The following is a 21,034-nucleotide window of genomic DNA, read 5'->3' as shown; positions in this document are numbered from 1 at the left end:
CCTGAACACGAAGTTGGTAAAGAGAAGTGCACGACGACGACATCCGCGCGGCCAAGGCGGAGGTTCTCCGCACGGCGGCCGATGAGTTCCGTCGCGCTGCCGCGGCCGGAGGGGAATCGGAACCGAATCTCGTGGCCGCCGCTCTGCTGGAGCAGCGCGCCGCGCGCATAGAGGCGGGGGAGGAAGATCACTCCCAGGTCTCTGCGATGGAGATCGATGCCGAATTGCGCGTTGACCATGGGCGGCAAGAAGGAGCCGCCGACGCGGACTGATCCCGAGCCGCGCTGGAGTCGGAGCGCGCGCTGCTGCGAGACTGTGGCCATGGAGATCATCGAGAACTCGAAGCTCACCGTCGTCGGCGCGGGGAGCGTGGGATCCAGCGTCGCCTACGCCGCCCTCATCCGCGGTTCCGCCCGACACGTCGCGCTCTACGACATCGCGACCGAGAAGGTGGAGGCCGAGGTGCTCGACCTCGCCCACGGCACGCAGTTCACCGGAACGAGCGACATCGTCGGCGGCAGTGACATCTCAGTGGTGGCCGGCTCGCACGTCGTCGTGATCACGGCCGGCGCGAAGCAGCGCCCTGGACAGACGCGCATTGAGCTCGCGGAGGTCAATGCCGGCATCATCCGCACGATGATGCCTCAGCTGCTCGAGGTCGCGCCGAACGCCGTGTACGTGATCGTCACGAATCCCTGTGACGTGCTGACGGTGCTGGCCCAGGAGGAGACCGGGCTTCCGCCCGAGCGGATCTTCGCCTCCGGAACGGTGCTCGACACTTCCCGGCTGCGGTGGAAGCTCGCGGAGCGTGCCGGCGTGTCGACGGCGAGTGTGCATGCGCACATCATCGGCGAGCACGGCGACACCGAGTTCCCGTTGTGGTCGCGCGCCACGATCGGGACCGTTCCGATCCTGGACTGGGAGATGCCGGGGTACCCGCGGATCAGCCGGGAGGAGCTCGACGCGATCGCCATCGACGTGCGCGACGCCGCCTACAAGGTGATCCAGGGCAAGGGTGCCACGAACTACGCGATCGGCCTGTCGAGCGCCCGCATCGTCGAAGCTATCCTGCGCGACGAGCATGCCGTGATGCCCGTGAGCACGGTGCTGCGCGACTTCCATGGCCTGGACGGCGTGGCTCTCTCGGTGCCGTCGATCGTCAGCGCGACCGGTGCCATCCCGATCCGGAACACGACCTTCTCCGATGAGGAGCTCGGGCTCCTGCGTCATTCCGCCGATGCCCTGGCCGGTGTCGCCGCGTCGTTACGCAGCTGAGTCCGACCAGGGCCCGAAGGCGCGGTCATCTCCCGTGCGGGTCGAGGTGGTTCAGTGTCGCCACCACCTGCGCATAGTCGCCGCGGGCTTCTCCGTATCGGAGGAACTTGACGTTCTCGACCTGGATCTCGGTCGCCTCGGGGCGTGTCTCGATCAACTCGACGACCTCGCTGACGAAGTCGTCGAGCGGCATCGCGAACGCACTCTCCTCCTGCCCCGGCATCAACGACGTCCGCACAGCCGGCGGTTCGAGCTCGACCACCTTCACGCTGGATCCGGCGAGCTGCAGACGGAGCGATTCGCTCAGCATGTGGATCGCAGCCTTGCTGGCGTTGTACGTCGGCGTCGCGCGCAGCGGGGTGAAGGCGAGGCCGGAGGAGACGGTCATGATCGTGGCATCCGGCATGCTGCGCAGGTGCTCGATGAACGCGCCGATGAGCCGGATCGGCCCCAGCACGTTGGTCGTGACGGTCTGCTCCGCCGTCTCCAGGAAACCGGACGGCGTCGACCAGTCCTCGACGCGCATGATGCCCGCCATGGTGATGATCACGTTCAGCTCCGGATGTGCGTCGATCACCACCCGGGCGGCGGTCGCGATGCTGACGGCATCGGTCGTGTCGATCTGCACCGTGTGCAGGCCGGACCCCTCCGCGGCGATCGCGTCGAGCAGCGTGGTACGCCGGCCGCCGACGATCACGGTGTTGCCTTTGGCGTGAAGCCGGTGAGCGAGGGCGAGTCCGATGCCGCTGGTCGCCCCGGGGATGAAGATGGTGTTTCCGCTGATGTTCATGACACCACTGTCCAGCGGGGCTCAGGATCGCTCCAGAGAGCGTCGATCCAGGGACCGGCCGTCCCTGGATGCCGTCGGCGGCGCGGGGGATACTGCAGGGATGGATCGAGATGCACTGGCCGAGTTCCTGCTACGGCGGCGCGAGGCCCTGAGCCCCTCCGACGTAGGCCTGAGCCCAGGGGCACGACGACGTACGGTCGGGTTGCGCCGTGAGGAGGTTGCGCAGCTGGCCGCGATGTCGACGGACTACTACACGCGCCTCGAGCAGCGACGTGGTCCCCAGCCGAGCGCCCAGATTCTGGCTTCACTCGCTCGGGCATTGCGATTGACGTCGGACGAGCGCGACTACCTCTACCGCGTCTGCGGTCACAGTGCCCCTGACAGGGCGGGTGCCACCGACTACGTGCGGCCCGGCATCCTTCGTGTGCTCGACCGTCTGCACGATACCCCCGCCTTCGTGGTCTCGGTGCTCGATGAAGTACTGGTGCAGAACGAGACCGCCCGTGCCCTGCTCGGCGATGCGAGTGCGTTGACCGGCCTCGACCGCAGCGGCATCTACCGCTGGTTCGCGCGCCCGGAGGAGGAACGTCGGCGGTATCCCGAAGAGGCGCACGCGCGTCAGAGCCGTGCGCTCGTCGCCTCCTTGCGCGCGGCGCACGGCGTTCTCGGCACCCGCTCCCGCGCGGCGGACATCGCCAAGGAGCTCGTCGACCGCAGTGCGGAGTTCGCAGAGCTCTGGGGCATCCACGAGGTCGGGCGCCGCTTCGAGCAGCACAAGGTGCTGATCCACCCCGAGCTCGGAGCGATCGAGGTGGACTGCCAGTCGCTGTTCACGGAAGACGAGTCGCAGGCTCTCATCGTCCTCACCGCCGCCCCAGGCAGCGAAGCGGCGAGCAAGCTCGAGCTCCTCCGCGTGATCGGCACCCAGGTCGTCTGAGCGCGACCCGTCTCAGGACTCCTCGTGCGTGCGGGGATCGGCGCCGAACAGCCGTCCGTCCGCACGGCCGAGTGCGGTGATCGCTGCGACCTCCGCGTCATCGAGCACCACTTCGGCAGCGGCCAGGTTGGAGACCTGGTGCTCGAGCGATGAGGCCTTCGGGATCGAGACGGTGCCGCGGGCGACATGCCAGGCCAGCACGGTCTGCGCCGGGGTGATGTCGTGCGCGGAGGCGATCTCGATGATCGCCTGCTCCTCCAGGAGCGCACGGGCTCGTCCGAGTGGGCTCCACGCTTCGGTGAGGATGCCGCGCTCGCGGTGATACGCGATCTGCTCCTCCTGCGGGAAGAACGGGTGGACCTCGATCTGGTTCACGACCGGTCTCACGCCGGTCTCCTTCTCGATGCGCTCCAGGTGCTCGGGCAGGAAGTTCGAGACGCCGATCTGCCGGACGACGCCGCGAGCCTGCGCGTCGACCAGCGCGGCCCACGCCTGCACATACTCGTCCTGGCTGGGGTTCGGCCAGTGGATCAGGTGCAGATCTGTGACGTCGAGGCCGAGTCGCGAACGGCTCTCCTCGATGCTCGTGCGTGCCTTCTCGGAGGGATGGTGGCGACCGGGCAGCTTGGTCGTCACGATGATCTCGTCACGGGCGACGTCGGACTCGGCGACGCCGCGCCCGACGGAGCCCTCGTTCTCGTAGTTGAAGGCGGAATCGATCAGCCGGTATCCTGCGCCGATCGCACCGGCGACGGCTGCCGCTCCGGCATCGCCGTTCAGGGCGTAGGTGCCCAGACCGATCGCCGGCAGGGCGAAGCCGTTGTGCGCGGTGAACGAGGGGATGACGGGCTGAGTGCTCACGATGCTCCTTCTGATGTGTGCCCTCAGCGTACGCTGGGGCGGTGACGACGACGGGCCGCGTTGCGGCACATGACGAGGCGCCGGACGACTCCGCGCGCTGCCCCTGCAACTCGGGCGATCTGTTCGGGGCCTGCTGCGCTCCACTGCTGCGCGGTGCTGCCGCGCCGACCGCGGAGCGGTTGATGCGTTCGCGTTACACGGCATTCGCGGTGGCGGATGCCGAGTATCTGAGGGCCACCTGGCATCCTTCGACGCGGCCGCAGACGCTCGATCTCGAGCCCGATCTGGAATGGCGACGGCTGGTGATCCTTGCCCGTGAAGGCGGCGGTCCCTTCGACCATGAGGGTGTCGTGGAGTTCGAGGCGTACTGGCGGCAGGGCGAGGACCGCGGGTCCTTGCGTGAGCGCAGCCGCTTCGTGCGGGAGGACCGTCGTTGGCTCTACCTCGACGGCGATGTGCGGTGATGGGCGAGAGGCATCCCAGAGGATAGATTGGGACAGTGAACTCCAGCCCTGAGAAACAGCGCATCCTGCTCGACGTCGCCGACCTGGATCGGCGGATCGCGCAGGCGGAGCGTGCCCGCACCACGCCGCCGCAGGGTCCGCGCATCACCGAGCTCGTCGCGCAGCGTCAGGAGCAGCTCCGCGAGCTGACCGCCCTGACCGGAACGCGAGACGATGCGCGCACCGAGCTCACGCGGCTCGAGTCCGACGTCTCGCTCGTCGAACAGCGCCGAGCACGCGACTCCGAACGCCTCGCGACGGCGACCAACGCGAAGGAGGCGCAGGCCCTCGAGCACGAGCTGGCGAGCCTGGCGCGCCGTCAGAGCGACCTGGAAGACGCTGAGCTCGACATCATGGGCCGTCTGGAGGAGGCGGAGGCGGCTGTCGCCGCACAGCAGGCGCTGATCGACACCACCACGGCGGAGGGCACAGCGCTCACCACGCAGGCCAAAGCCGATGTCGCCGCTGCGACCGACCTCATCGCGCAACTCGGACGAGACCGCGCCGCCATCAGTGCCGGTATCCCCGAGGACCTGTTCGCCGAGTACACCCGCCGTGTGGCGAACAGCGCAGGCGCCGCGCTTCTCACCCGAGGCACCTGTGAGGGTTGCCGCATCGTGCTGCCAGGCACCGATTTGAACGCCATCCGTCGCGCCGCCGACGACGCGGTCCTGTTCTGCCCGGAGTGCGGCTGCATCCTGGTGCGCACCGAGGAGTCCGGCATCTCCGCATGAGCGGGGCCCGCGTGCGGCGACGATGAGCGTGCGGTCGCCCTCGGAACGACGGGTCGCCCTCGTCGTGATCGGCGGAGGCCGCTACGCCGCGGTCGAGATCGACGACGCCGACGAGGAGCAGTCCAGGATCACCCTCACCGCGGCAGAGCTGGCTGGGTGGGTGCGGGATGCAGAGGCATCCGATTCCCCGCGATGGATCATCCGGAGCGCAAGGGAGATCTACTCCGTGTTGCTCGCGGCTGACGTGCACATCGCCCGCTCCCATGATCTGCTGCTGTGTCACGCGATCCTGCGCGACACCGCCACCGTCGCCTCGCCGCTCGCGCCATCGGCCGCCTGGGAGCGGAAGGAGCCGACGGATGCGGTACCCGCCCTGTTCGACGTGTTCGATGACGAGCGGGGAGAGGATCCGGTTGCCGAGGCGCTTGAGCAGTTCCGGTCGCAGCGGCGCGTGATGAGTGCGGCCACGGACGGACGGCTCACGCTGCTGTGCGCGGCCGAATCCGCCGGCGGGCTGATCGCAGAGGAGATGCGGGTCGCCGGACTCCCGTGGAACGAGCAGGTACACGACCGGATCCTCACCGAGACCCTCGGCACGCGCCCGATGGCGGGAGGCCTGCCGAGCCGGATGGTGGAGCTCGCCGATCAGGTGCGCACAATCCTCGGTGATGCGAATCTCCACCTGGACAGTCAGCAGAAGCTGCTGCGGGCGCTTCATCGCGTCGGAGTGCAGGTCGAGTCGACGAGCAAGTGGGAGCTGGCCCAGCACGAGCATCCGGTCGTCGAGCCGCTTCTCGCCTACAAGAAACTGTCACGACTGCTGAGTGCGAACGGGTGGGCTTGGTTGGCGGAGTGGGTGCACGACGGCCGTTTCCGTCCCGTGTACATTCCCGGCGGAGTCGTCACCGGGCGCTGGGCCTCGGCCGGAGGGGGAGCGCTGCAACTGCCGCGGAGCCTTCGCCCGGCCGTGCGCGCGGACCAGGGCTGGACACTCGTGGTCGCCGACGTCGCGCAGCTCGAGCCGCGCATGCTCGCCGCCATGGCGGCGGACGAAGCCATGGCCCGCGCCGCCCAGGGTCGAGATCTCTACGCCGGCGTCGTGGAGTCCGGAGCCGTCGGAACGCGCGAGGAGGCCAAGTACGCGGTCCTCGGCGCGATGTATGGGGCGACCACCGGCGACAGCGGACGCCTGGTGCCGCGGCTGCGCAAGGTCTATCCGCGGGCCATGGCGCTCGTGGATACCGCTGCGCGCACGGGCGAGGACGGTGGCATCGTCTCGACCTGGCTCGGTCGCTCGTCGCCGCGCCCGTCTGACGAGTGGATGCGATTGCAGTCCGAGGCGACGTCCGCGGACGCCGACCCGGCAGTGGTCGCCCTCGCACGTCGGCGCGCCCGCGATTGGGGGCGGTTCACACGCAATTTCGTGGTGCAGGGAACCGCGGCGGAGTGGTCGCTCATCTGGTTGGCGGAGATCCGGCATCGGCTACGGCAGTTCGACGAGACCTTTGCCGCCGCGGAGGCGTCCGGCCCGTTCTCCCGGATGCCGCATCTCGCGTTCTTCCTGCACGACGAGGTGATCCTACATGTGCCGGAGCAGCACGCGGAGGAAGCAGCAGCCGCGGTACAGGAGGCCGCCGTCACCGCGACACGGCGCCTGTTCGGCAACTTCCCGATCGATGTGCCGCTCGATCTGCGCATCGCGATGTCCGCCGACAAGTAGTCGCGCCGTAGACTGGACGAGCGAATGGGTCGACTGGACGGTCGCGTGGCGGGCAACCGCACCGAGGAACGTCCGGGCTCCACAGGGCAGGGCGGTGGGTAACACCCACCCGGAGCAATCCGCGAGACAGTGCCACAGAGAGTAGACCGCCCTTTGGTTCCCTGAGCTTGTCGAAGGGGCCGAAGGGTAAGGGTGAAAGGGTGGTGTAAGAGACCACCGGGGGTCATGGTGACATGGCCCGCCAGGTAAACCTCGTCCGGAGCAAGGTCAGACAGAGGATGTTGACGCGGCTCGCCGAGTCCTCGGGTAGACCGCTGGAGCGGCACGGCAACGTGTCGCCGAGAGAGATGGCCGTCGAAGGGGCGAAGAACCCCGGAACAGAACCCGGCGTACAGGTCGGCCCATTCGCATAAACCGATCTGACCGGGTGTTTCCCTGGACCGTCTACGTGGGCGCGCCCGAAGGCTATCGGGACGCGATCACCGGGAGCGTGTGTGGACGCACGTCAGCCTCGCGCTCTGTCGCTCGCGCCCGCCACTTCGCTAAGATGAGGTGTAACTAGTCAAACTAGGAATCTCGCGTCGCCAGCGTCGCTATTCGATCCGGGGGCAACACACATGGCTCACGTCGATCGGGCGGCCCACCGGGCGCGGATACTCCGAGACTCGGCGAAGGAGTTTCGCCAGCATGTCGGCGGCGGGATCGAATCTCCCCTCAACTCCATCGCGGCTGACCTGCTCGATCGACGGGCGGCGCGCATCGCCGCGGGCGAGGAAGATCACTCTCTTGTGCAGCTTCGATACACCGCCGAGGACAGTACTCATCCCGAGGCATTGCTGGAGTAGCGGCCTCACGCATCTCCTCGCGGGCTGCGGAACAAGACCCCGGGCCGCGAGTCCAGGGCGGGCTTCGGCCGCCGGGGTCAGGAGATGGCGCGCGATGAGAAGCGCGAACCGCGGCGCCGGACGACCGACCGATGCGCCTCAGACCACGAGGACCCGACGACTGCACAGTCGTCGGGTCCTCGTCCTGTATGAAGCCCTCGGTCTGGGGACGGGCCCCGAGCGTCGTCGGGGTCAGTCGCCGGCGAGGGACGCCGCGCCGATGATGCCCGAGTTGTTGCGGTGGATCGCCGGAACGATCGGCGTCTTGAGCTCGAGCAGCGGGAGGAAATCGCCGGCGTTCTTCGACACCCCGCCGCCGACCACGAACAGGTCGGGGCTGAACAGGAACTCGATGTGCGAGTAGAACGCCTGCAGGCGTTCGGCCCACTCCGCCCAGCTGAGCCCCTCGCGCTCGCGCGCCGAGGTCGCCGCCCACTGCTCGACGGACTCATAGGTTCCGTACTGCAGGTGGCCGAGTTCGGTATTGGGGATCAGCACGCCGTCGTAGAGGAACGCGGAGCCGATGCCGGTGCCGAGGGTGGTGAGCAGCGTGAGGCCGCGGACATCCCTGGCCGCGCCATGGCGCGCCTCTGCGACGCCGGCGGCATCCGCATCGTTGACGAAGACGATGTTACGGCCGAGGCCGTCGCGGAAGAAACGCTCCGCGTCGAAGTCCACCCACTCCTTCGAGACGTTCGCGGCGGACAGGGTCTTGCCGCGCTTGACGATCGCCGGGAAGGCGACGCCGAGCGGAAGGGTCGAGTCGTGCACGTCGAGGGTCTTGAGCACCGTCTGCACGGCCTCGAGGACGTCCTGAGGGGATGCGCCCGCCGGGGTGGGGACACGCACTCGATCCGATGCCATCGTGCCGTGCGTGAGGTCGACGATTCCAGCCTTGATTCCCGTGCCGCCGATGTCGACGCCGATCGCTTTTGCCATGGGCGATAGCTTAGCGACCACGGCGTACGCCAGTAGGATCGGAGTCACCACGTGAAGGAGGGACGGAACATGTCTGACGGTGATGACAAGTACTGGTACAACTCGGAGACCGGGCAGGTCGAGTTCGGCATGATCTCGCCGTCCGCGGACCGAGTCGGTCCTTTCGACACGGCAGCCGAGGCCGCCCGTGCCCCCGAAGTGCTCAAGGAGCGCTCGCGCGCCTGGGCCGAAGAAGAAGCAGTCGAGCAGGGCTGGGACGCGAAAGGCCAGGGCGCAGAGTAGCCATGGACAAGCAGAGGGATTTCGTCCTCCGGACGATCGAAGAGCGCGGCGTCAAGTTCGTGCGACTGTGGTTCACCGACGTGATCGGAACCCTCAAATCGGTCGCCATCGCGCCCGCCGAGGTCGAAGGGGCCTTCGCGGAGGGCATCGGCTTCGACGGTTCGGCCATCGAGGGACTGACACGCAGCTACGAGTCCGACCTGCTGGCGCAGCCGGATCCCACGACGTTCCAGACGCTGCCGTGGCGTGGGGAGATCGATCCGACCGCACGCATGTTCTGCGATCTGACGACACCGGACGGCCAGCCCGCTGTCGCTGACCCGCGCCACGTGCTCAAGCGCACACTCGCCAAGGCGGCAGATGCCGGCTTCACGTTCTACACGCACCCCGAGATCGAGTTCTATCTCCTCAAGTCGTCGTCGTACGGGCCCGAGGGGCCGATCCCGGTGGATTCCGCCGGCTACTTCGACAACGTCCCCGGCGGCACCGCCCACGACTTCCGTCGGCGCTCGGTGCGGATGCTCGAAGACCTCGGCATCTCGGTGGAGTTCAGCCACCACGAGGGGGGTCCCGGTCAGAACGAGATCGATCTGCGGTACGCCGACGCTCTGACGACGGCGGACAACGTGATGACCTTCCGCACCGTGATCAAGGAGGTGGCGATCGAGCAGGGTGTCTACGCCACTTTCATGCCGAAGCCGCTCAGCGGTCACCCCGGCAGCGGGATGCACACCCACATGTCACTCTTCGAGGGCGACCAGAACGCCTTCTACGAGGAGGGTGCCAAATATCAGCTCTCGAAGACCGGTCGGCACTTCATCGCGGGGCTGCTCAAGCACGCCAACGAGATCTCGGCGGTGACGAACCAGTTCGTCAACTCCTACAAGCGTCTCTGGGGCGGCGACGAGGCTCCGAGCTTCGTCACCTGGGGTCACAACAATCGTTCGGCGCTCGTGCGGGTACCGATGTACAAGCCGAACAAGGGACAGTCCTCGCGCGTCGAGTACCGGGCCCTGGACTCCGCGGCGAATCCTTATCTCGCCTACGCGCTGATGCTCGCCGCCGGGCTCAAGGGCATCGAGGAGGGCTACGAGCTTCCGCCCGAGGCCGAGGACAACGTGTGGTCCCTGAGCGACGCGGAGCGCCGCGCTCTCGGTTACTCCTCGCTGCCGGCGAGCCTCGACCACGCCCTCGAGTACATGGAGGACTCGGAGCTCGTCGCCGAGACGCTGGGGGAGCAGGTGTTCAACTACGTGCTGCTCAACAAGCGCAAGGAATGGGAGGCCTACCGTGGTCAGGTCACTCCGTTGGAGCTGAAGAACAACCTCGAGCTTCTCTGAGTCGCGCATGGCCCGTCCGGACGATTCCGTCTCGCTCTCTGCGCTGGCCAGGCTCGGTTTCGCGGAGCTGAGCGAAGCGGCCGCCGAGCTCGCCGAACTGTCCACGATCCTCGGCGTCCCCCGTGCCGAGATACTGGACGGTGCGGCGGGGGCTCCGGATGCCGATGCGGCGGTGCGCGGAATGCTGCGGGTCGCTCGACGTGATCCCGGGCCGCTGAAGCGGTTGCTGGACGGCGACCAGGAACGCCGACGGGTGTGGCGTGTCCTCGGTGCATCGGAGGGGCTGGCGGACTTCTTCCTGCGTCATCCCGACCGCCTCTCGGTGCTCAGCGGGGAGATCGACGCGCTGCCGTCGTCGACGGAGCTGCGCGACGCGATGCTCTCCTCGGTCGGTACCGTCGACGGGTTCGCGGCCTCCGGAGAGGATTCCGCGGTCGTCGCCCTGCGCGTCGCCTACCGAGCGAGCCTGGCGAGGATCGCGGCGTTCGACCTGATGCATCCGGCGCCCACCACCGTCGTCGGAGGGGTGGCTGCTGCTCTCGCAGATGCGGCCGGTGCCGCGCTCGAAGCCTCTCTCGCGGTGGCACGTGCCCGCCTCGAAGGATCGACGTCTCGGGAACAGATCGCGGCGACGCGACTCGCGATCATCGGCATGGGCAAGTCCGGTGCCCGCGAACTGAACTACGTGAGCGACGTCGACGTCATCTTCGTCGGTGGCACGGCCGACGAAGATGCGGTCAGCGAGGCGAGGGCGATCGATATCGCGACCCGGCTCGCCCGCGAGACCATGCGCGGACTCAGTGGGATCGAAGTCGAGCCGCCCCTGTGGGAGGTCGACGCCGCCCTCCGGCCGGAGGGGAAGCAGGGCGCGTTGGTGCGTTCGCTCGCCTCACACCTGGCGTACTACGACCGCTGGGCGAAGAGTTGGGAGTTCCAGGCTCTGTTGAAGGCGCGGCCACTCGCCGGTGACGCAGAACTCGGTGACGACTACATTGCCGCGGTTCAGCCGAAGATCTGGTCCAGCGCCGCGCGCAAAGATTTCGTCGACAGCGTCCAGCGCATGCGGGAACGCGTGATGGAGCACATCGACCCGGAAGACGTCCCGTATCAGATCAAGCTCGGCGCCGGCGGCATCCGCGATATCGAGTTCACCGTGCAGCTGCTACAGCTCGTGCACGGTCTCACCGATCCCACACTGCGCACCCGTGGCACGCTGGAGAGCCTCGATGCGCTGGTCGCGGGGGGCTACATCGGTCGCGTAGAGGCGGCAGCGTTCGCGCAGGACTACTGCATCCTGCGTCTGATGGAGCATCGCCTGCAACTCCGCGAGCTCAGCAGGACCCACCTGATGCCGCGCACCCCCGCCGGGCTTCGGGTGCTCGCGCGCAGCACCGGCCTGGCAGACACCGGCGACGGGATCTGGGCGCGTTGGGAGACCGTGCGCCGCGAGGTGCGCGAGATCCACACCCGCCTCTTCTACCGTCCGCTGCTCAGCGCAGTGGCCGCGCTGCCCGAGGAGGAGCGCACGCTCTCGGCCGCCCAGGCGCACGACCGTCTGGCGGCGATCGGATTCCGTGACCCGGCGGGGGCGCTCCGTCACATCGGCGCGCTCACCACCGGCCTCAGCCGTAAGGCGACGATCCAGCGGCACCTGATGCCGATCATGGTGCGCTGGTTCGCGGACGGCAGCGACCCCGACTACGGGCTGATCGCCTTCCGCCGCATCAGCGAGCGTCTCGGCGACACCCCCTGGTTCCTCCGCATGCTGCGCGACTCCTCCGGAGCCGCCGAGAGCCTGACACGTCTGCTGTCGTCCTCGCGCTACATCGGCGAGCTGATGGAGTGGATCCCGGAATCCGTGGCCTGGCTGGACAGCACCGACCTGCTCCGCCCACGCGGCGGGGTCGCACTCGATGAGGAAGCGCGGGCGATCCAGACCCGGCATGAGACCGTCGGTGACGCGCTCCGGGCCGTCAGGGCCAACCGACGCCGTGAGCTTCTGCGCACCGCCATGGGAGCGGTGCTCGACGTGGTGACGATCGAGGAGATCGCGACCGCGCTCACCGAGATCACCGAGACGACGATCCAGGCGGCGTTGCGGGCGGTGTTCCGGGAGGTCGTCCCGCCCGAGGACGAGGCGCTGGATTTCGCCGTGATCGGCATGGGCCGATTCGGCGGCGCCGAGCTCGGGTTCGGATCGGACGCCGACATCCTCTACGTCTACGATGCGAACGGCGTGGATCCGCAGCGCGCGCAGACGCTCGCCACCCAGATCGTCACACGCCTTCGCGAGCATCTGACGGACCATCGGCTGCCGCTCGACCTCGATGCCGACCTGCGTCCGGAGGGGCGCAGTGGCCCTGTCGTGCGTTCTATCGAGGCGTACACCGCCTACTACCGCCGCTGGTCGCTCTCCTGGGAGGCACAGGCGCTGCTGCGGGGGCGCGGTGTGGCGGGCAGCGCCAAGCTGATCGAGAAGTTCACGGAGCTCGCCGATTCGATCCGCTACCCCGAGACCGTGGACCAGCAGGGGCTGCGCGAGATCAAGCGCATCAAGGCACGGGTCGAGGGGGAGCGGTTGCCCCAGGGGGCCGATCCGAGACGGCATCTGAAGCTCGGGCCGGGAACGTTGAGCGATGTCGAATGGCTGGTCCAGCTCCTGCAGCTGCAGCATGCGCACCGTATCCCGGGGATGCGGACCACCTCCACCATCGCGGCACTGGATGCCGCGGTGGCGGCCGAGCTGGTCGACGAGGTCTCCGCGGAACGGCTGCGTGAGGCCTGGCGGTTGGCGAGCAGACTGCGTTCGGCGATCACCCTGCTCACGGGACAGACGACGGATGTGCTGCCGGCAGACCGCCGTGAGCTCGACGCGATCGGTCGCCTCCTGGGCTACCCTGATCGCTCCGCGACCGAACTCGAAGAAGACTATCTCGGGGTCACGAGACGGGCGCGCAAGGCGTTCGAGCACCTGTTCTACGGCTGACACGTGCGGGTCGAGTTGCAGTATCCGTCGCTGTCGCTCAAGCTGACGCTATGACCCACGCACGCATCGGCATCGTCTGGAACCCTTCCAAGGTCGAGCAGGAGGTGCTGCAGAGTGCCGTCAGCGGCGTGTTCGGGGACGAGCAGGACATCCGCTGGTGGGAGACCACACCGGAAGACCCCGGTCGCGGCATGGCCGAGGAAGCGCGGGAGGACAGCCGGGACATCGTGATCGCGGTGGGCGGCGACGGGACGGTCCGTGCGGTGGCGGAGTCGCTCGCTGGTTCGGATGTCGCTCTCGGTATCGTGCCGCAGGGCACGGGCAACCTGCTCGCCCGCAACCTCGAGGTGCCGCTGAACGACATCACGGCGGCGCTCGAGCGGGTGCGCGACGGGGAGCCGCGGCGGATAGATCTGGGATGGGTGTCGCACGACGGTGCCGAGCACGCCTTCGCCGTGATGGTCGGGTTCGGGATCGACGCGCAGATGCTGGTCGAAACCGATGACGATCTGAAATCCAAGGCCGGTTGGCTCGCCTATGTCGAGGCGATGGGGCGCGCACTGGCCGGCACGGAGATGACCGACATCACGGTGTCGGTCGACGGGGGTAATCCCGTCGCGGTGCGTGGTCACACCATGCTGATCGGCAATTGCGGCATGGTGCAGGGCGGCATCCGACTGTTGCCTGACGCCGTGCTCGACGATGGCAAGCTCGATGTGCTGATGGTGAGTGCCGACGGCCCGCTGCAGTGGCTCGACACCTTCCGCTCGTTCGTCTGGGACAACGGTATCCGCCGGTTCTTCGCCGGGGGCGATGAGGCCGTCAGCACGGAGTCGGCGCAGCACATCGCACTCGAGACGATCTCTGTCGAGCTGGAGACCCCGCTCGCCTTCGAGATCGACGGCGAGGAGATGGGCGATGTCACCTCGTTCGACGTGCGCGTCGAGGCGGGTGCTCTGCTCGTTCGCTGATCCCCTCCAGCCCGGCCCCGCTCAGGGCGCCGTGAGCACGGGGGGAGCCGTCTTGCGGTCCTGGGCAGGGAACAGCACCTTCTGGACGATGATGATGATGCTCGCAGCGACCGGGATGGCGACCAGCGCGCCGAGGATCCCGCCGAGTGCTCCACCGGCAACCGCCGCGATGACGACGAGTGCTCCGGGAACCGCGACTGCCTTGCTCATGATGCGCGGCGACAGGACGTATGCCTCGATCTGCATGTAGACGAGGTAGTAGATGATCGCGATGAGGGCGGTCAGCGGACTGATGAAGAGGCAGATCAAGGAGTTGATGATCGACGCGGAGAGGGTTCCCACCAGCGGGATCATCGACCCGATGAAGGCGATCAAGGCGAGGAGCGCAGGAACAGGCGCGCCGATGATGCTGAGCATGATCAGGCTCAACACGCCGTTGATCAGCGCGAGGCTGGCCTGTCCGATCACGTAGCGCCCGACGGCGCCGGAGACGTCTTCCAATAGTTCGCTGAACGTGTCGCGCTGGTACGCGGGCACGAAACGGGCCGCGGTGCGCTTGATACCGTGCAGCGAAGCCATGAAGTACAGGGTGAGGATCAGGACGATCGTGACTCCGGTGAATCCGCCGGCGATCCCGGCCCCCACCGCGAACACCCCTCCACCGATGTCGGCCAGGTTGCCGGGGTCCTTCAGAAAGGAGAGGATGCCGTTCGCCGCGTCCTCGAACGTCGATCCGAACTGGTTGTTCAGATCTTTGAACCATCCGGACGCCTGGATGTCCTTGACCATCTGCGGCCCGTCCTCGATCAGGTTGGTGACCTGTTGCACCAGGATCGGGACGATCGCGAGGATGATGCCGGCGAACGCCAGGACCACTCCGGTCACCACGATCGCGACAGCCGCGGGGCGGGGGAGCTTTCGTTCGATGAATCGGACGATGGGGTCGAGTCCGAGTGCCAGGAAGATCGCGACGCCGATGTAGACGAGAACCGTGGCGAGTTGGTCGACGATTCCGCCGATCACCAGCGCCACCAGCACGCCGAGCGCGCCGAGGAGTCCGAGCATGAACGGGTTGGCCCGCGCGAGTGAGGCGACGGCCGCGGAGGGGCGGGAGGGTGAGGGTGCAGGCTTCACCGGTTCGACGTGATCGTTGTTCGACTTCCGACGCATGATGTCCCCCACTCGACTGTCCGACCCCTCAGTTGATCACCCGCATGCGGTGCGGTCAAGCGAGCCGCGCCGTGAGGGCGCTCGGTGCAATCAACTGCATTCCGTTGCATGTTCTTCATCTGCGGAATCTTCCGCTTCGGTACCCCTAGTATTGGGGGTGTGTCCCCCCTTTGGGGGACACGGCCACGGCAGGGAACCGTGGGGATCCGTAGGGGAAGGGTCATATGAGGGGTGTTCGAGCGCGCGCCGAGCGCGTATTCGCACACATCGGTTCGGGGGGCCCGTGCCGGTGACCAAAGCACGCACACTGGCTGTGTTCGGCAGTGTGCGCATCCGTGAGTTCGTCAAGAGCCGGGACGAGGGAAAGTCCCGTCTCGAACGCGTCGCCGGTCTCATCGGCCTCCACAGCGTCAGAGCAGGCGGAATGGACATCGGTTCCGCGGCAGGCACACTTCGCCTCCGGAAGAACGACGCATTCCTGTCGAGTCACGACGCGCCGCTGCTCGCATCGCCGCGGGATGACCTGCGCCTTCTCTCTATCGTCATCCCCGCTGAGGCACTGACCGGCTACCCTGCGCCAGGGCCAGGCGAGGTGCGTCCGATCGCTTCCGCGAGCGCGCTTCTCGATCCTGCGGTCGCCTTCGCCGAGCGTGCCGCGGCAGCCGATGCCGAGCCCGTCAGTGGATTCGGCAACTACTACTTCGAGAGGCTGCTCCAAGAGATGGTGCTCGGAGTGGCGGTGGAAGGGACCCGTTCGCCCCGCGTGGGGCCCGCGTCCGACGTGTATCGCGATGCGATGAGCACGATCCTCGCTCAGCGCTCGGACCCGAACCTCACCCCCCGCGGCATCGCAGACCAGTTGAAGGTATCGCTGCGACAGCTGCAGCGTGCATTCCGCTCGCGTGAGATGACGCCGGAGCGCGCCATCCGTCGCTCGCGCGTGGAGCATGCTCTCGATCTGCTCACGGATCGGACCTACGACGGACTGAGCATCGCCGAGATCGGGCAGTACTCCGGCTTCTCCGGTGGTTCGAGCCTGGCCAGAGCGATGGCGCAGGAGGGGCGACCCTCGCCCTCGGCGGTCCGTCGCTCGATTGCCGCGTGACGGTATTCCTCCTGACAGGCGCGGCGATACCCAGAGCGACAATCGATGGGCCGCTGGCGACAAGATCCCCGTCTGGGCGCCGGGGGAGGGGGCGCTGGCGACAGCATGGCAGGTGCAGGTCGAGCCACCCGGCGCGCGACCTGTCGCCCGCAGTGCGGAGTCCGTCCGCCTGCAGCATGCCCGCGCTGACGCGGTTCGGTGCCCCGCACGTCTCGTGCGGATCGCCCTCGTGTCCGCAGCCGTCATTCGTGGTGTGCGTCGCCATCGTGCCGGGACTCGACCCCTGAGGAGTACATCGCAATGAGCACCATCGACAAAGAGAACGGCGCGGGCATGAACCGCCGCACCGTGATCAAGGCGGCGGCCTGGTCCGCTCCGGTGATCGCTGTCGCCGTGGCAACGCCGCTCGCCGCGGCGAGCATCAACACCCCGCAGCCTGCTCCGGCTGGCGGATTGTCCGAATGGCAGGGCAGCACGTCGGTGGGGACGTGGACGGTCACGCAGCCGAACCGCGTGCAGATCAACACCGGCCAGAGCGTCGGATTCAATGTCCTGAACCCCGACACGGGTGACATCGAGCCGGCAGGACTCTACTCGTCCGGTGCCGTGACCGTGACGGTCCAGTGGGGAGCCGGTAACGGTGTCACCACGCCGACCAGCTATCGTCTCGAGGAGCGCACGCTCAACGGCTGGGTTCGTGTGGGCGCGTTTCCCGAGGCCGGCACGACCGGCTCTGTCCAGTACGTCTACACGGGCATCCTCAACGGAGCGTCGAACATCGTCTCTCTGCCGGTCGTCTGGCTCTACCCGACCGCGGGCGGCGTGCTGACCCCGAGCTACGTCAACACGACGCTCTCCTCGGAGTACCTGAGCGAGAAGACGTCGGGCGCGAAGGTTCCGTAAGCTCCCACCTCGCATCCGCAAGGAGCCCGTGCTCGTCGATCGTCGAGCACGGGCTCCTTCCGCGTCTGCGGTACGTCAGTCGCGGGGGAGTTCCACCTTCTCGTTCTCGGCGTCGTACGGCTCTCCCGTGACCTTGGCCTTGACGAAGCTGAAGAGGGAGGCGATCTTTCCTCCCGGGCTGTCCCAGTACTCCGCGGAGTCGGCGGAGAACGTGAGGAGTCCCACATCGGGGTCGTCGGGGCCATTCGTGAACCATGCCTCGACGGTCGGGCTCCACAGCTCCCGGACCTTGGCCGGGTCGTCCACGAGCTCGGCGGTGCCGGAGAGCGAGACCCACGAGTCGTTGGAGCTGAGTGAGACGCCGACGCGGTCGTCTCGTCGGAGGTCGGCCACGAACGACGCGCTCCGGGACACGAGGAACCAGAGGTCGCCATCGAACTCCGCCTCCTGCACGGTGAGCGGGTGTGCGACCAGCCGGCCCTCTGCGTCGCGAGTGGTGAGCATCGCGAAGCGGAAGTCCTTGATCAGCTCCGCGACGCGCTGGGTGGGGGTGGTGTCGGTCATGAGGGTCGTCCCTTTCGCGCAGGCCCGTGTCCGGGCGGAGATCCCATCATCACGGTGCGACGGGCGGCCGCCGAGGGGGTTGCGATTCCGCAGCACCCGCGTTACGGGCTAGCGGGCGTCGATCGCATGGACGGCCGCCCGCCGACTGCTCACGCCGAGCTTGCGATAGACGGACCGGATGTGCGTCTTCACGGTCGGGTAGGTGATGCCCAGGTGCGACGCGATCTCCTCCGCCGTCAGCTCGGTGCGCAGGCAGACGAGGATCTCGTTCTCGCGCCGGGTGAGGACGCCGCCGAGCAGGCTCGTGAGATGCCCACGGCGCTCCAGGATGCTTTGCAGGAGCACGTGGTGGCGGGAGCCGCGGTGCGCGTGGGCGCCGAGAAGGTCGCCGATCACCTCGTCGTCCGCCAGGAAGGGCGCGAGGACCCGCTCCGCCGTCGCCGCTTCCAGTGCGCGGTCGAGCTGCTCATGCGCCTGGCGCCCGCGGCCGGCTTCCGCGTTGAGCGCTGCGGAGGTGACGAGGGTGTTGACCAGTGCGTAGCGGGGAAGCGCGACGGTGTTCGCGAGCCGGAGCGCCTTAGTGGCGAGCGCGGGTTCCCCCAGCACGCGATAGAGCTCGGCGAGTCGGGCGTGTGCCACGGGAGCCCCCGTTCCGCTCGCGAGTACCGGCGCTGCAAGGGCGAGCGCGCGATCGGCCCTGCCCTCGGCGTGCGACAGCCATGCGGAGACGACTCGGCGGCTCACGCCGGAACATCTCCGGCTGTTGCGGGACCGTTTCGTCGACGCCTCCTCGCGCCGCTGACCACGGCCCGTTCCCGGCCTGTCCAGGGCGGGTGTCAGGCGCGTATGCTCGCCGCAGAGCGACCGTCGGACTGGTCGCGACGGAGGGAGCAGGGTGATGGGCGAACAGCACTGGTCAGGGGCGGGCACTCAGGCGGACCCGTGGGTTCTGAAGACGGCGCCCCTGTCGTCCGAGTACGCGATGTACCGGGATGAAGACAGCGATCCGCCTCTCCTGGTCTGCCAGGTCGGCGCGACCAGGCTCACCTATCTCGCCCGCGCGGTCGACGATCTCCACGCGGAACTCGTGCGACGAGGAGACTGGGTGCTCTTGGGAGCATCGGATGAGAAGAAGGATCCACCCCCGGAGTCGGTGGAGGCATGGGGGCGAGCTTCGGACAACCCCGTCGGTGGGTGGTACGGCCAGCGGAACGGGTATCGAGGCCGCTTCGGCATGTACCTTCCCCCGCTTCTCGAAGCCCTGGGTCTCGTCGAGCTCGAGCACAATCCTCGCAACAACCGCGTCAGAGCGATCACACCCGCGTGAGGTGATCCCTCGGATGCATCGAGAGATGCCGCACGCGCTGCCACTGGGAAGCCCCAGAACGCCGCCTCCGAGCATCGGAAGCGCCCATTCGCGACGGCTCGGCGGGGCGCGACGTCGCAGAACGTCGCCTCACGTCGATGATGGCGACCGTGGCGACCGCCGGCGCATCCGCGAACCCGAGGATGAGGTGCACGTGCGCGGAGGATACGCGCAGCCCAGGAACCACGAAGAGCCCGTCACGGCGGACCGTGACGGGCTCTTTCGATTCAGCGGACTTCCTGCGGATCAGCCGCAGGGGATCGGCGGGATCAGGTCAGACTCCGAAGTACAGCTCGTACTCGAACGGGTGCGGACGCTGGGCCATCGGCAGGATCTCGTTCTCGTACTTGTAGGAGATCCAGGTCTCGATGAGCTCCTTGGTGAACACGCCACCCTCGAGGAGGAACTGGTGGTCGGCCGCGAGGGCGTCCAGCGAGTCCAGCAAGGAGTTGGGAACCTGCGGGATGTCCTTCGCCTCCTCGGGGGGAAGCTCGTAGAGGTCCTTGTCGACCGGCTCGTGCGGCTCGATGCGGTTCTTGATGCCGTCGAGGCCGGCCATGAGCTGGGCGGCGAAGGCGAGATACGGGTTGCCGGAGGCGTCGGGCGCACGGAATTCGATGCGCTTGGCCTTCGGGTTCGAGCCCGTGATCGGGATGCGGATCGCGGCGGAACGGTTACCGGCCGAGTAGACCAGGTTGACCGGAGCCTCGAAGCCCTTGACCAGACGGTGGTAGCTGTTCAGCGTCGGGTTGGTGAAGGCGAGCAGAGCAGGCGCGTGCGCCAGGATGCCGCCGATGTACCAGCGCGCGATGTCGCTGAGCTGGCCGTAGCCCGCCTCATCGTAGAACAGCGGCTTTCCGTCGCTCCACAGCGACTGGTGGGTGTGCATACCGGAGCCGTTGTCGCCATAGAGCGGCTTGGGCATGAAGGTCGCGACCTTGCCCCATTCCTCGGCGGTGTTCTTGACGATGTACTTGAACTTCAGGATGTCGTCCGCCGCGTGGACCATCGTGTCGAAGCGGTAGTTGATCTCCTGCTGACCGCCGGTGCCGACCTCGTGGTGCGAGCGCTCGAGGATGAACCCGGCGTCGATCAGCTTCAGGGTGATGTCGTCGCGAAGGTCGGCCGTCTTGTCGACGGGGCTCACGGGGAAGTAGCCGCCCTTGTAGGGGGTCTTGTTGGCGAGGTTTCCGCCTTCTTCCTCGCGGCCGGTGTTCCAGGCGCCCTCTTCCGAGTCGACGCTGTAGAAGCTGGAGTTCGAGGTGACCGAGTAACGGACATCGTCGAAGATGTAGAACTCGGCCTCAGGGGCGAAGAACGCGGTGTCGGCGATGCCGGTCGACGTGAGGTACTTCTCCGCCTTCTTGGCGACCTGACGCGGGTCCTTCGAATAGATCTCGCCAGTGCGCGGGTTGTAGATGTCGAAGATCATCACGAGCGTGCTCGCCTCGCGGAACGGGTCGACATAAGCCGTCGTCACGTCCGGGATCAGCTGCATGTCGGATTCGTGAATGCTGGCGAAACCACGGATCGAGGAGCCGTCGAACAGCTGTCCTTCCGTGAAGAACGCCTCGTCGACCGTTGACGCAGGAATGTTGAAGTGCTGCTGCACACCAGGAAGATCGGTGAAACGGATGTCAAGGAACTTGACGTCGTTCTCCTTGATGTAGCTCAGCACCTCGGACGAATCTTTGAACATGTACG

The 21,034-nt window shown here is 67.4% G+C and carries 21 protein-coding genes and 1 other RNA gene; 15 read left to right on the top strand and 7 right to left on the bottom strand.

Annotated features, from left to right (window positions below):
* The first annotated feature begins 26 nt into the window (after nucleotides 1–26).
* Entirely contained in the window at nucleotides 27–272 is a 246-nt protein-coding gene (locus tag KZC51_RS12450) for a hypothetical protein (protein WP_247630267.1), read from the top strand.
* A 49-nt stretch (nucleotides 273–321) separates the two neighbouring features.
* Nucleotides 322–1,275, top strand: coding sequence for an L-lactate dehydrogenase (locus KZC51_RS12445; RefSeq protein ID WP_247630266.1), 954 nt, complete (start codon nucleotides 322–324; stop codon nucleotides 1,273–1,275).
* Between the two features lie 25 nt (nucleotides 1,276–1,300).
* Here the strand turns inward: KZC51_RS12445 and KZC51_RS12440 are convergent, their stop codons facing one another.
* Nucleotides 1,301–2,065, bottom strand: coding sequence for an SDR family oxidoreductase (locus KZC51_RS12440; RefSeq protein WP_247630265.1), 765 nt, complete (start codon nucleotides 2,063–2,065; stop codon nucleotides 1,301–1,303).
* 100 nt (nucleotides 2,066–2,165) lie between these two features.
* Here KZC51_RS12440 and KZC51_RS12435 point away from each other — a divergent pair, with 100 nt between their 5' ends.
* Nucleotides 2,166–3,002 carry a helix-turn-helix transcriptional regulator gene (locus KZC51_RS12435; protein ID WP_247630264.1) on the top strand — a complete coding sequence of 279 codons (837 nt, stop codon included), beginning with the start codon at nucleotides 2,166–2,168 and terminating at the stop codon, nucleotides 3,000–3,002.
* Between the two features lie 12 nt (nucleotides 3,003–3,014).
* Here the strand turns inward: KZC51_RS12435 and KZC51_RS12430 are convergent, their stop codons facing one another.
* Nucleotides 3,015–3,863, bottom strand: coding sequence for an aldo/keto reductase (locus KZC51_RS12430; protein WP_247630263.1), 849 nt, complete (start codon nucleotides 3,861–3,863; stop codon nucleotides 3,015–3,017).
* A 41-nt stretch (nucleotides 3,864–3,904) separates the two neighbouring features.
* On the opposite strand from KZC51_RS12430, the gene KZC51_RS12425 reads away from it, so the two are divergent.
* From KZC51_RS12425 to KZC51_RS12405, 5 genes are all read left to right on the top strand, one after another.
* The gene (locus tag KZC51_RS12425) at nucleotides 3,905–4,327 is read left to right on the top strand and encodes a YchJ family protein (RefSeq protein ID WP_247630262.1); all 423 of its coding nucleotides are present in this window, start codon (nucleotides 3,905–3,907) and stop codon (nucleotides 4,325–4,327) included.
* Nucleotides 4,328–4,362: 35 nt separating this feature from the next.
* Entirely contained in the window at nucleotides 4,363–5,100 is a 738-nt protein-coding gene (locus tag KZC51_RS12420) for a zinc ribbon domain-containing protein (protein ID WP_247630261.1), read from the top strand.
* Between the two features lie 22 nt (nucleotides 5,101–5,122).
* Nucleotides 5,123–6,820 (top strand): bifunctional 3'-5' exonuclease/DNA polymerase, encoded by a 1,698-nt coding sequence (locus tag KZC51_RS12415; protein ID WP_372491779.1) that lies wholly within the window; start codon nucleotides 5,123–5,125, stop codon nucleotides 6,818–6,820.
* A gap of 25 nt (nucleotides 6,821–6,845) precedes the next feature.
* An RNA gene (rnpB, locus tag KZC51_RS12410) (RNase P RNA component class A) lies at nucleotides 6,846–7,228 on the top strand.
* Nucleotides 7,229–7,437: 209 nt separating this feature from the next.
* The gene (locus tag KZC51_RS12405) at nucleotides 7,438–7,665 is read left to right on the top strand and encodes a hypothetical protein (RefSeq protein WP_247630259.1); all 228 of its coding nucleotides are present in this window, start codon (nucleotides 7,438–7,440) and stop codon (nucleotides 7,663–7,665) included.
* A gap of 231 nt (nucleotides 7,666–7,896) precedes the next feature.
* On the opposite strand, the gene ppgK is transcribed toward KZC51_RS12405, so the two are convergent.
* Nucleotides 7,897–8,643 carry a polyphosphate--glucose phosphotransferase gene (ppgK, locus tag KZC51_RS12400; protein ID WP_247630258.1) on the bottom strand — a complete coding sequence of 249 codons (747 nt, stop codon included), beginning with the start codon at nucleotides 8,641–8,643 and terminating at the stop codon, nucleotides 7,897–7,899.
* Nucleotides 8,644–8,712: 69 nt separating this feature from the next.
* Between ppgK and KZC51_RS12395 the strand changes: the two genes are divergently transcribed.
* Genes KZC51_RS12395 through KZC51_RS12380 form a run of 4 tightly spaced genes read left to right on the top strand, consistent with a single transcriptional unit; the run spans nucleotide 8,713 to nucleotide 14,222 of the window.
* Nucleotides 8,713–8,925, top strand: coding sequence for an SPOR domain-containing protein (locus tag KZC51_RS12395; protein ID WP_141871882.1), 213 nt, complete (start codon nucleotides 8,713–8,715; stop codon nucleotides 8,923–8,925).
* 2 nt (nucleotides 8,926–8,927) lie between these two features.
* Nucleotides 8,928–10,265 carry a type I glutamate--ammonia ligase gene (glnA, locus tag KZC51_RS12390; protein ID WP_247630257.1) on the top strand — a complete coding sequence of 446 codons (1,338 nt, stop codon included), beginning with the start codon at nucleotides 8,928–8,930 and terminating at the stop codon, nucleotides 10,263–10,265.
* A 7-nt stretch (nucleotides 10,266–10,272) separates the two neighbouring features.
* Nucleotides 10,273–13,251 carry a bifunctional [glutamine synthetase] adenylyltransferase/[glutamine synthetase]-adenylyl-L-tyrosine phosphorylase gene (locus KZC51_RS12385; RefSeq protein ID WP_247630256.1) on the top strand — a complete coding sequence of 993 codons (2,979 nt, stop codon included), beginning with the start codon at nucleotides 10,273–10,275 and terminating at the stop codon, nucleotides 13,249–13,251.
* A 50-nt stretch (nucleotides 13,252–13,301) separates the two neighbouring features.
* The gene (locus tag KZC51_RS12380) at nucleotides 13,302–14,222 is read left to right on the top strand and encodes a diacylglycerol/lipid kinase family protein (protein WP_247630255.1); all 921 of its coding nucleotides are present in this window, start codon (nucleotides 13,302–13,304) and stop codon (nucleotides 14,220–14,222) included.
* A gap of 21 nt (nucleotides 14,223–14,243) precedes the next feature.
* Here the strand turns inward: KZC51_RS12380 and KZC51_RS12375 are convergent, their stop codons facing one another.
* Nucleotides 14,244–15,392, bottom strand: coding sequence for an AI-2E family transporter (locus tag KZC51_RS12375; protein WP_247630254.1), 1,149 nt, complete (start codon nucleotides 15,390–15,392; stop codon nucleotides 14,244–14,246).
* Between the two features lie 289 nt (nucleotides 15,393–15,681).
* Between KZC51_RS12375 and KZC51_RS17885 the strand changes: the two genes are divergently transcribed.
* Nucleotides 15,682–16,497: a helix-turn-helix domain-containing protein gene (locus KZC51_RS17885; RefSeq protein WP_247630253.1), complete on the top strand. Its 816-nt coding sequence runs from the start codon at nucleotides 15,682–15,684 to the stop codon at nucleotides 16,495–16,497.
* Between the two features lie 300 nt (nucleotides 16,498–16,797).
* On the top strand, nucleotides 16,798–17,400 hold the full coding sequence (locus KZC51_RS12365) for a hypothetical protein (RefSeq protein ID WP_247630252.1): 603 nt from the start codon (nucleotides 16,798–16,800) through the stop codon (nucleotides 17,398–17,400).
* A 75-nt stretch (nucleotides 17,401–17,475) separates the two neighbouring features.
* Here the strand turns inward: KZC51_RS12365 and KZC51_RS12360 are convergent, their stop codons facing one another.
* Both KZC51_RS12360 and KZC51_RS17880 read right to left on the bottom strand, forming a co-directional pair.
* On the bottom strand, nucleotides 17,476–17,964 hold the full coding sequence (locus tag KZC51_RS12360) for a pyridoxamine 5'-phosphate oxidase family protein (RefSeq protein WP_247630251.1): 489 nt from the start codon (nucleotides 17,962–17,964) through the stop codon (nucleotides 17,476–17,478).
* 108 nt (nucleotides 17,965–18,072) lie between these two features.
* Nucleotides 18,073–18,708 (bottom strand): helix-turn-helix domain-containing protein, encoded by a 636-nt coding sequence (locus tag KZC51_RS17880; RefSeq protein ID WP_247630250.1) that lies wholly within the window; start codon nucleotides 18,706–18,708, stop codon nucleotides 18,073–18,075.
* 154 nt (nucleotides 18,709–18,862) lie between these two features.
* Between KZC51_RS17880 and KZC51_RS12350 the strand changes: the two genes are divergently transcribed.
* Nucleotides 18,863–19,291, top strand: coding sequence for a DUF6855 family protein (locus KZC51_RS12350; protein ID WP_247630249.1), 429 nt, complete (start codon nucleotides 18,863–18,865; stop codon nucleotides 19,289–19,291).
* A gap of 313 nt (nucleotides 19,292–19,604) precedes the next feature.
* Here the strand turns inward: KZC51_RS12350 and glnA (KZC51_RS12345) are convergent, their stop codons facing one another.
* Nucleotides 19,605–21,029 (bottom strand): type I glutamate--ammonia ligase, encoded by a 1,425-nt coding sequence (gene glnA / locus KZC51_RS12345; protein WP_247630248.1) that lies wholly within the window; start codon nucleotides 21,027–21,029, stop codon nucleotides 19,605–19,607.
* Nucleotides 21,030–21,034: the final 5 nt, after the last annotated feature.

Origin of the sequence: Microbacterium croceum, from assembly GCF_023091245.1 — a bacterium.
Lineage (GTDB): Bacteria > Actinomycetota > Actinomycetes > Actinomycetales > Microbacteriaceae > Microbacterium > Microbacterium croceum.
This window is presented reverse-complemented; position numbering and strand designations above follow the sequence as displayed.

Bases quoted from the DNA above. Each gene is read 5' to 3' on its own strand.
- KZC51_RS12375 (WP_247630254.1), bottom strand. From the start codon at position 15,392: ATGCGTCGGAAGTCGAACAACGATCACGTCGAACCGGTGAAGCCTGCA.
- KZC51_RS12350 (WP_247630249.1), top strand. From the start codon at position 18,863: ATGGGCGAACAGCACTGGTCAGGGGCGGGCACTCAGGCGGACCCGTGG.
- KZC51_RS12360 (WP_247630251.1), bottom strand. From the start codon at position 17,964: ATGACCGACACCACCCCCACCCAGCGCGTCGCGGAGCTGATCAAGGAC.
- KZC51_RS12365 (WP_247630252.1), top strand. From the start codon at position 16,798: ATGAGCACCATCGACAAAGAGAACGGCGCGGGCATGAACCGCCGCACC.
- ppgK (WP_247630258.1), bottom strand. From the start codon at position 8,643: ATGGCAAAAGCGATCGGCGTCGACATCGGCGGCACGGGAATCAAGGCT.
- KZC51_RS12395 (WP_141871882.1), top strand. From the start codon at position 8,713: ATGTCTGACGGTGATGACAAGTACTGGTACAACTCGGAGACCGGGCAG.
- KZC51_RS12435 (WP_247630264.1), top strand. From the start codon at position 2,166: ATGGATCGAGATGCACTGGCCGAGTTCCTGCTACGGCGGCGCGAGGCC.
- KZC51_RS12385 (WP_247630256.1), top strand. From the start codon at position 10,273: ATGGCCCGTCCGGACGATTCCGTCTCGCTCTCTGCGCTGGCCAGGCTC.
- glnA (WP_247630257.1), top strand. From the start codon at position 8,928: ATGGACAAGCAGAGGGATTTCGTCCTCCGGACGATCGAAGAGCGCGGC.
- KZC51_RS12440 (WP_247630265.1), bottom strand. From the start codon at position 2,065: ATGAACATCAGCGGAAACACCATCTTCATCCCCGGGGCGACCAGCGGC.
- KZC51_RS12415 (WP_372491779.1), top strand. From the start codon at position 5,123: ATGAGCGTGCGGTCGCCCTCGGAACGACGGGTCGCCCTCGTCGTGATC.
- KZC51_RS12380 (WP_247630255.1), top strand. From the start codon at position 13,302: ATGACCCACGCACGCATCGGCATCGTCTGGAACCCTTCCAAGGTCGAG.
- KZC51_RS12405 (WP_247630259.1), top strand. From the start codon at position 7,438: ATGGCTCACGTCGATCGGGCGGCCCACCGGGCGCGGATACTCCGAGAC.
- KZC51_RS12445 (WP_247630266.1), top strand. From the start codon at position 322: ATGGAGATCATCGAGAACTCGAAGCTCACCGTCGTCGGCGCGGGGAGC.
- glnA (WP_247630248.1), bottom strand. From the start codon at position 21,029: ATGTTCAAAGATTCGTCCGAGGTGCTGAGCTACATCAAGGAGAACGAC.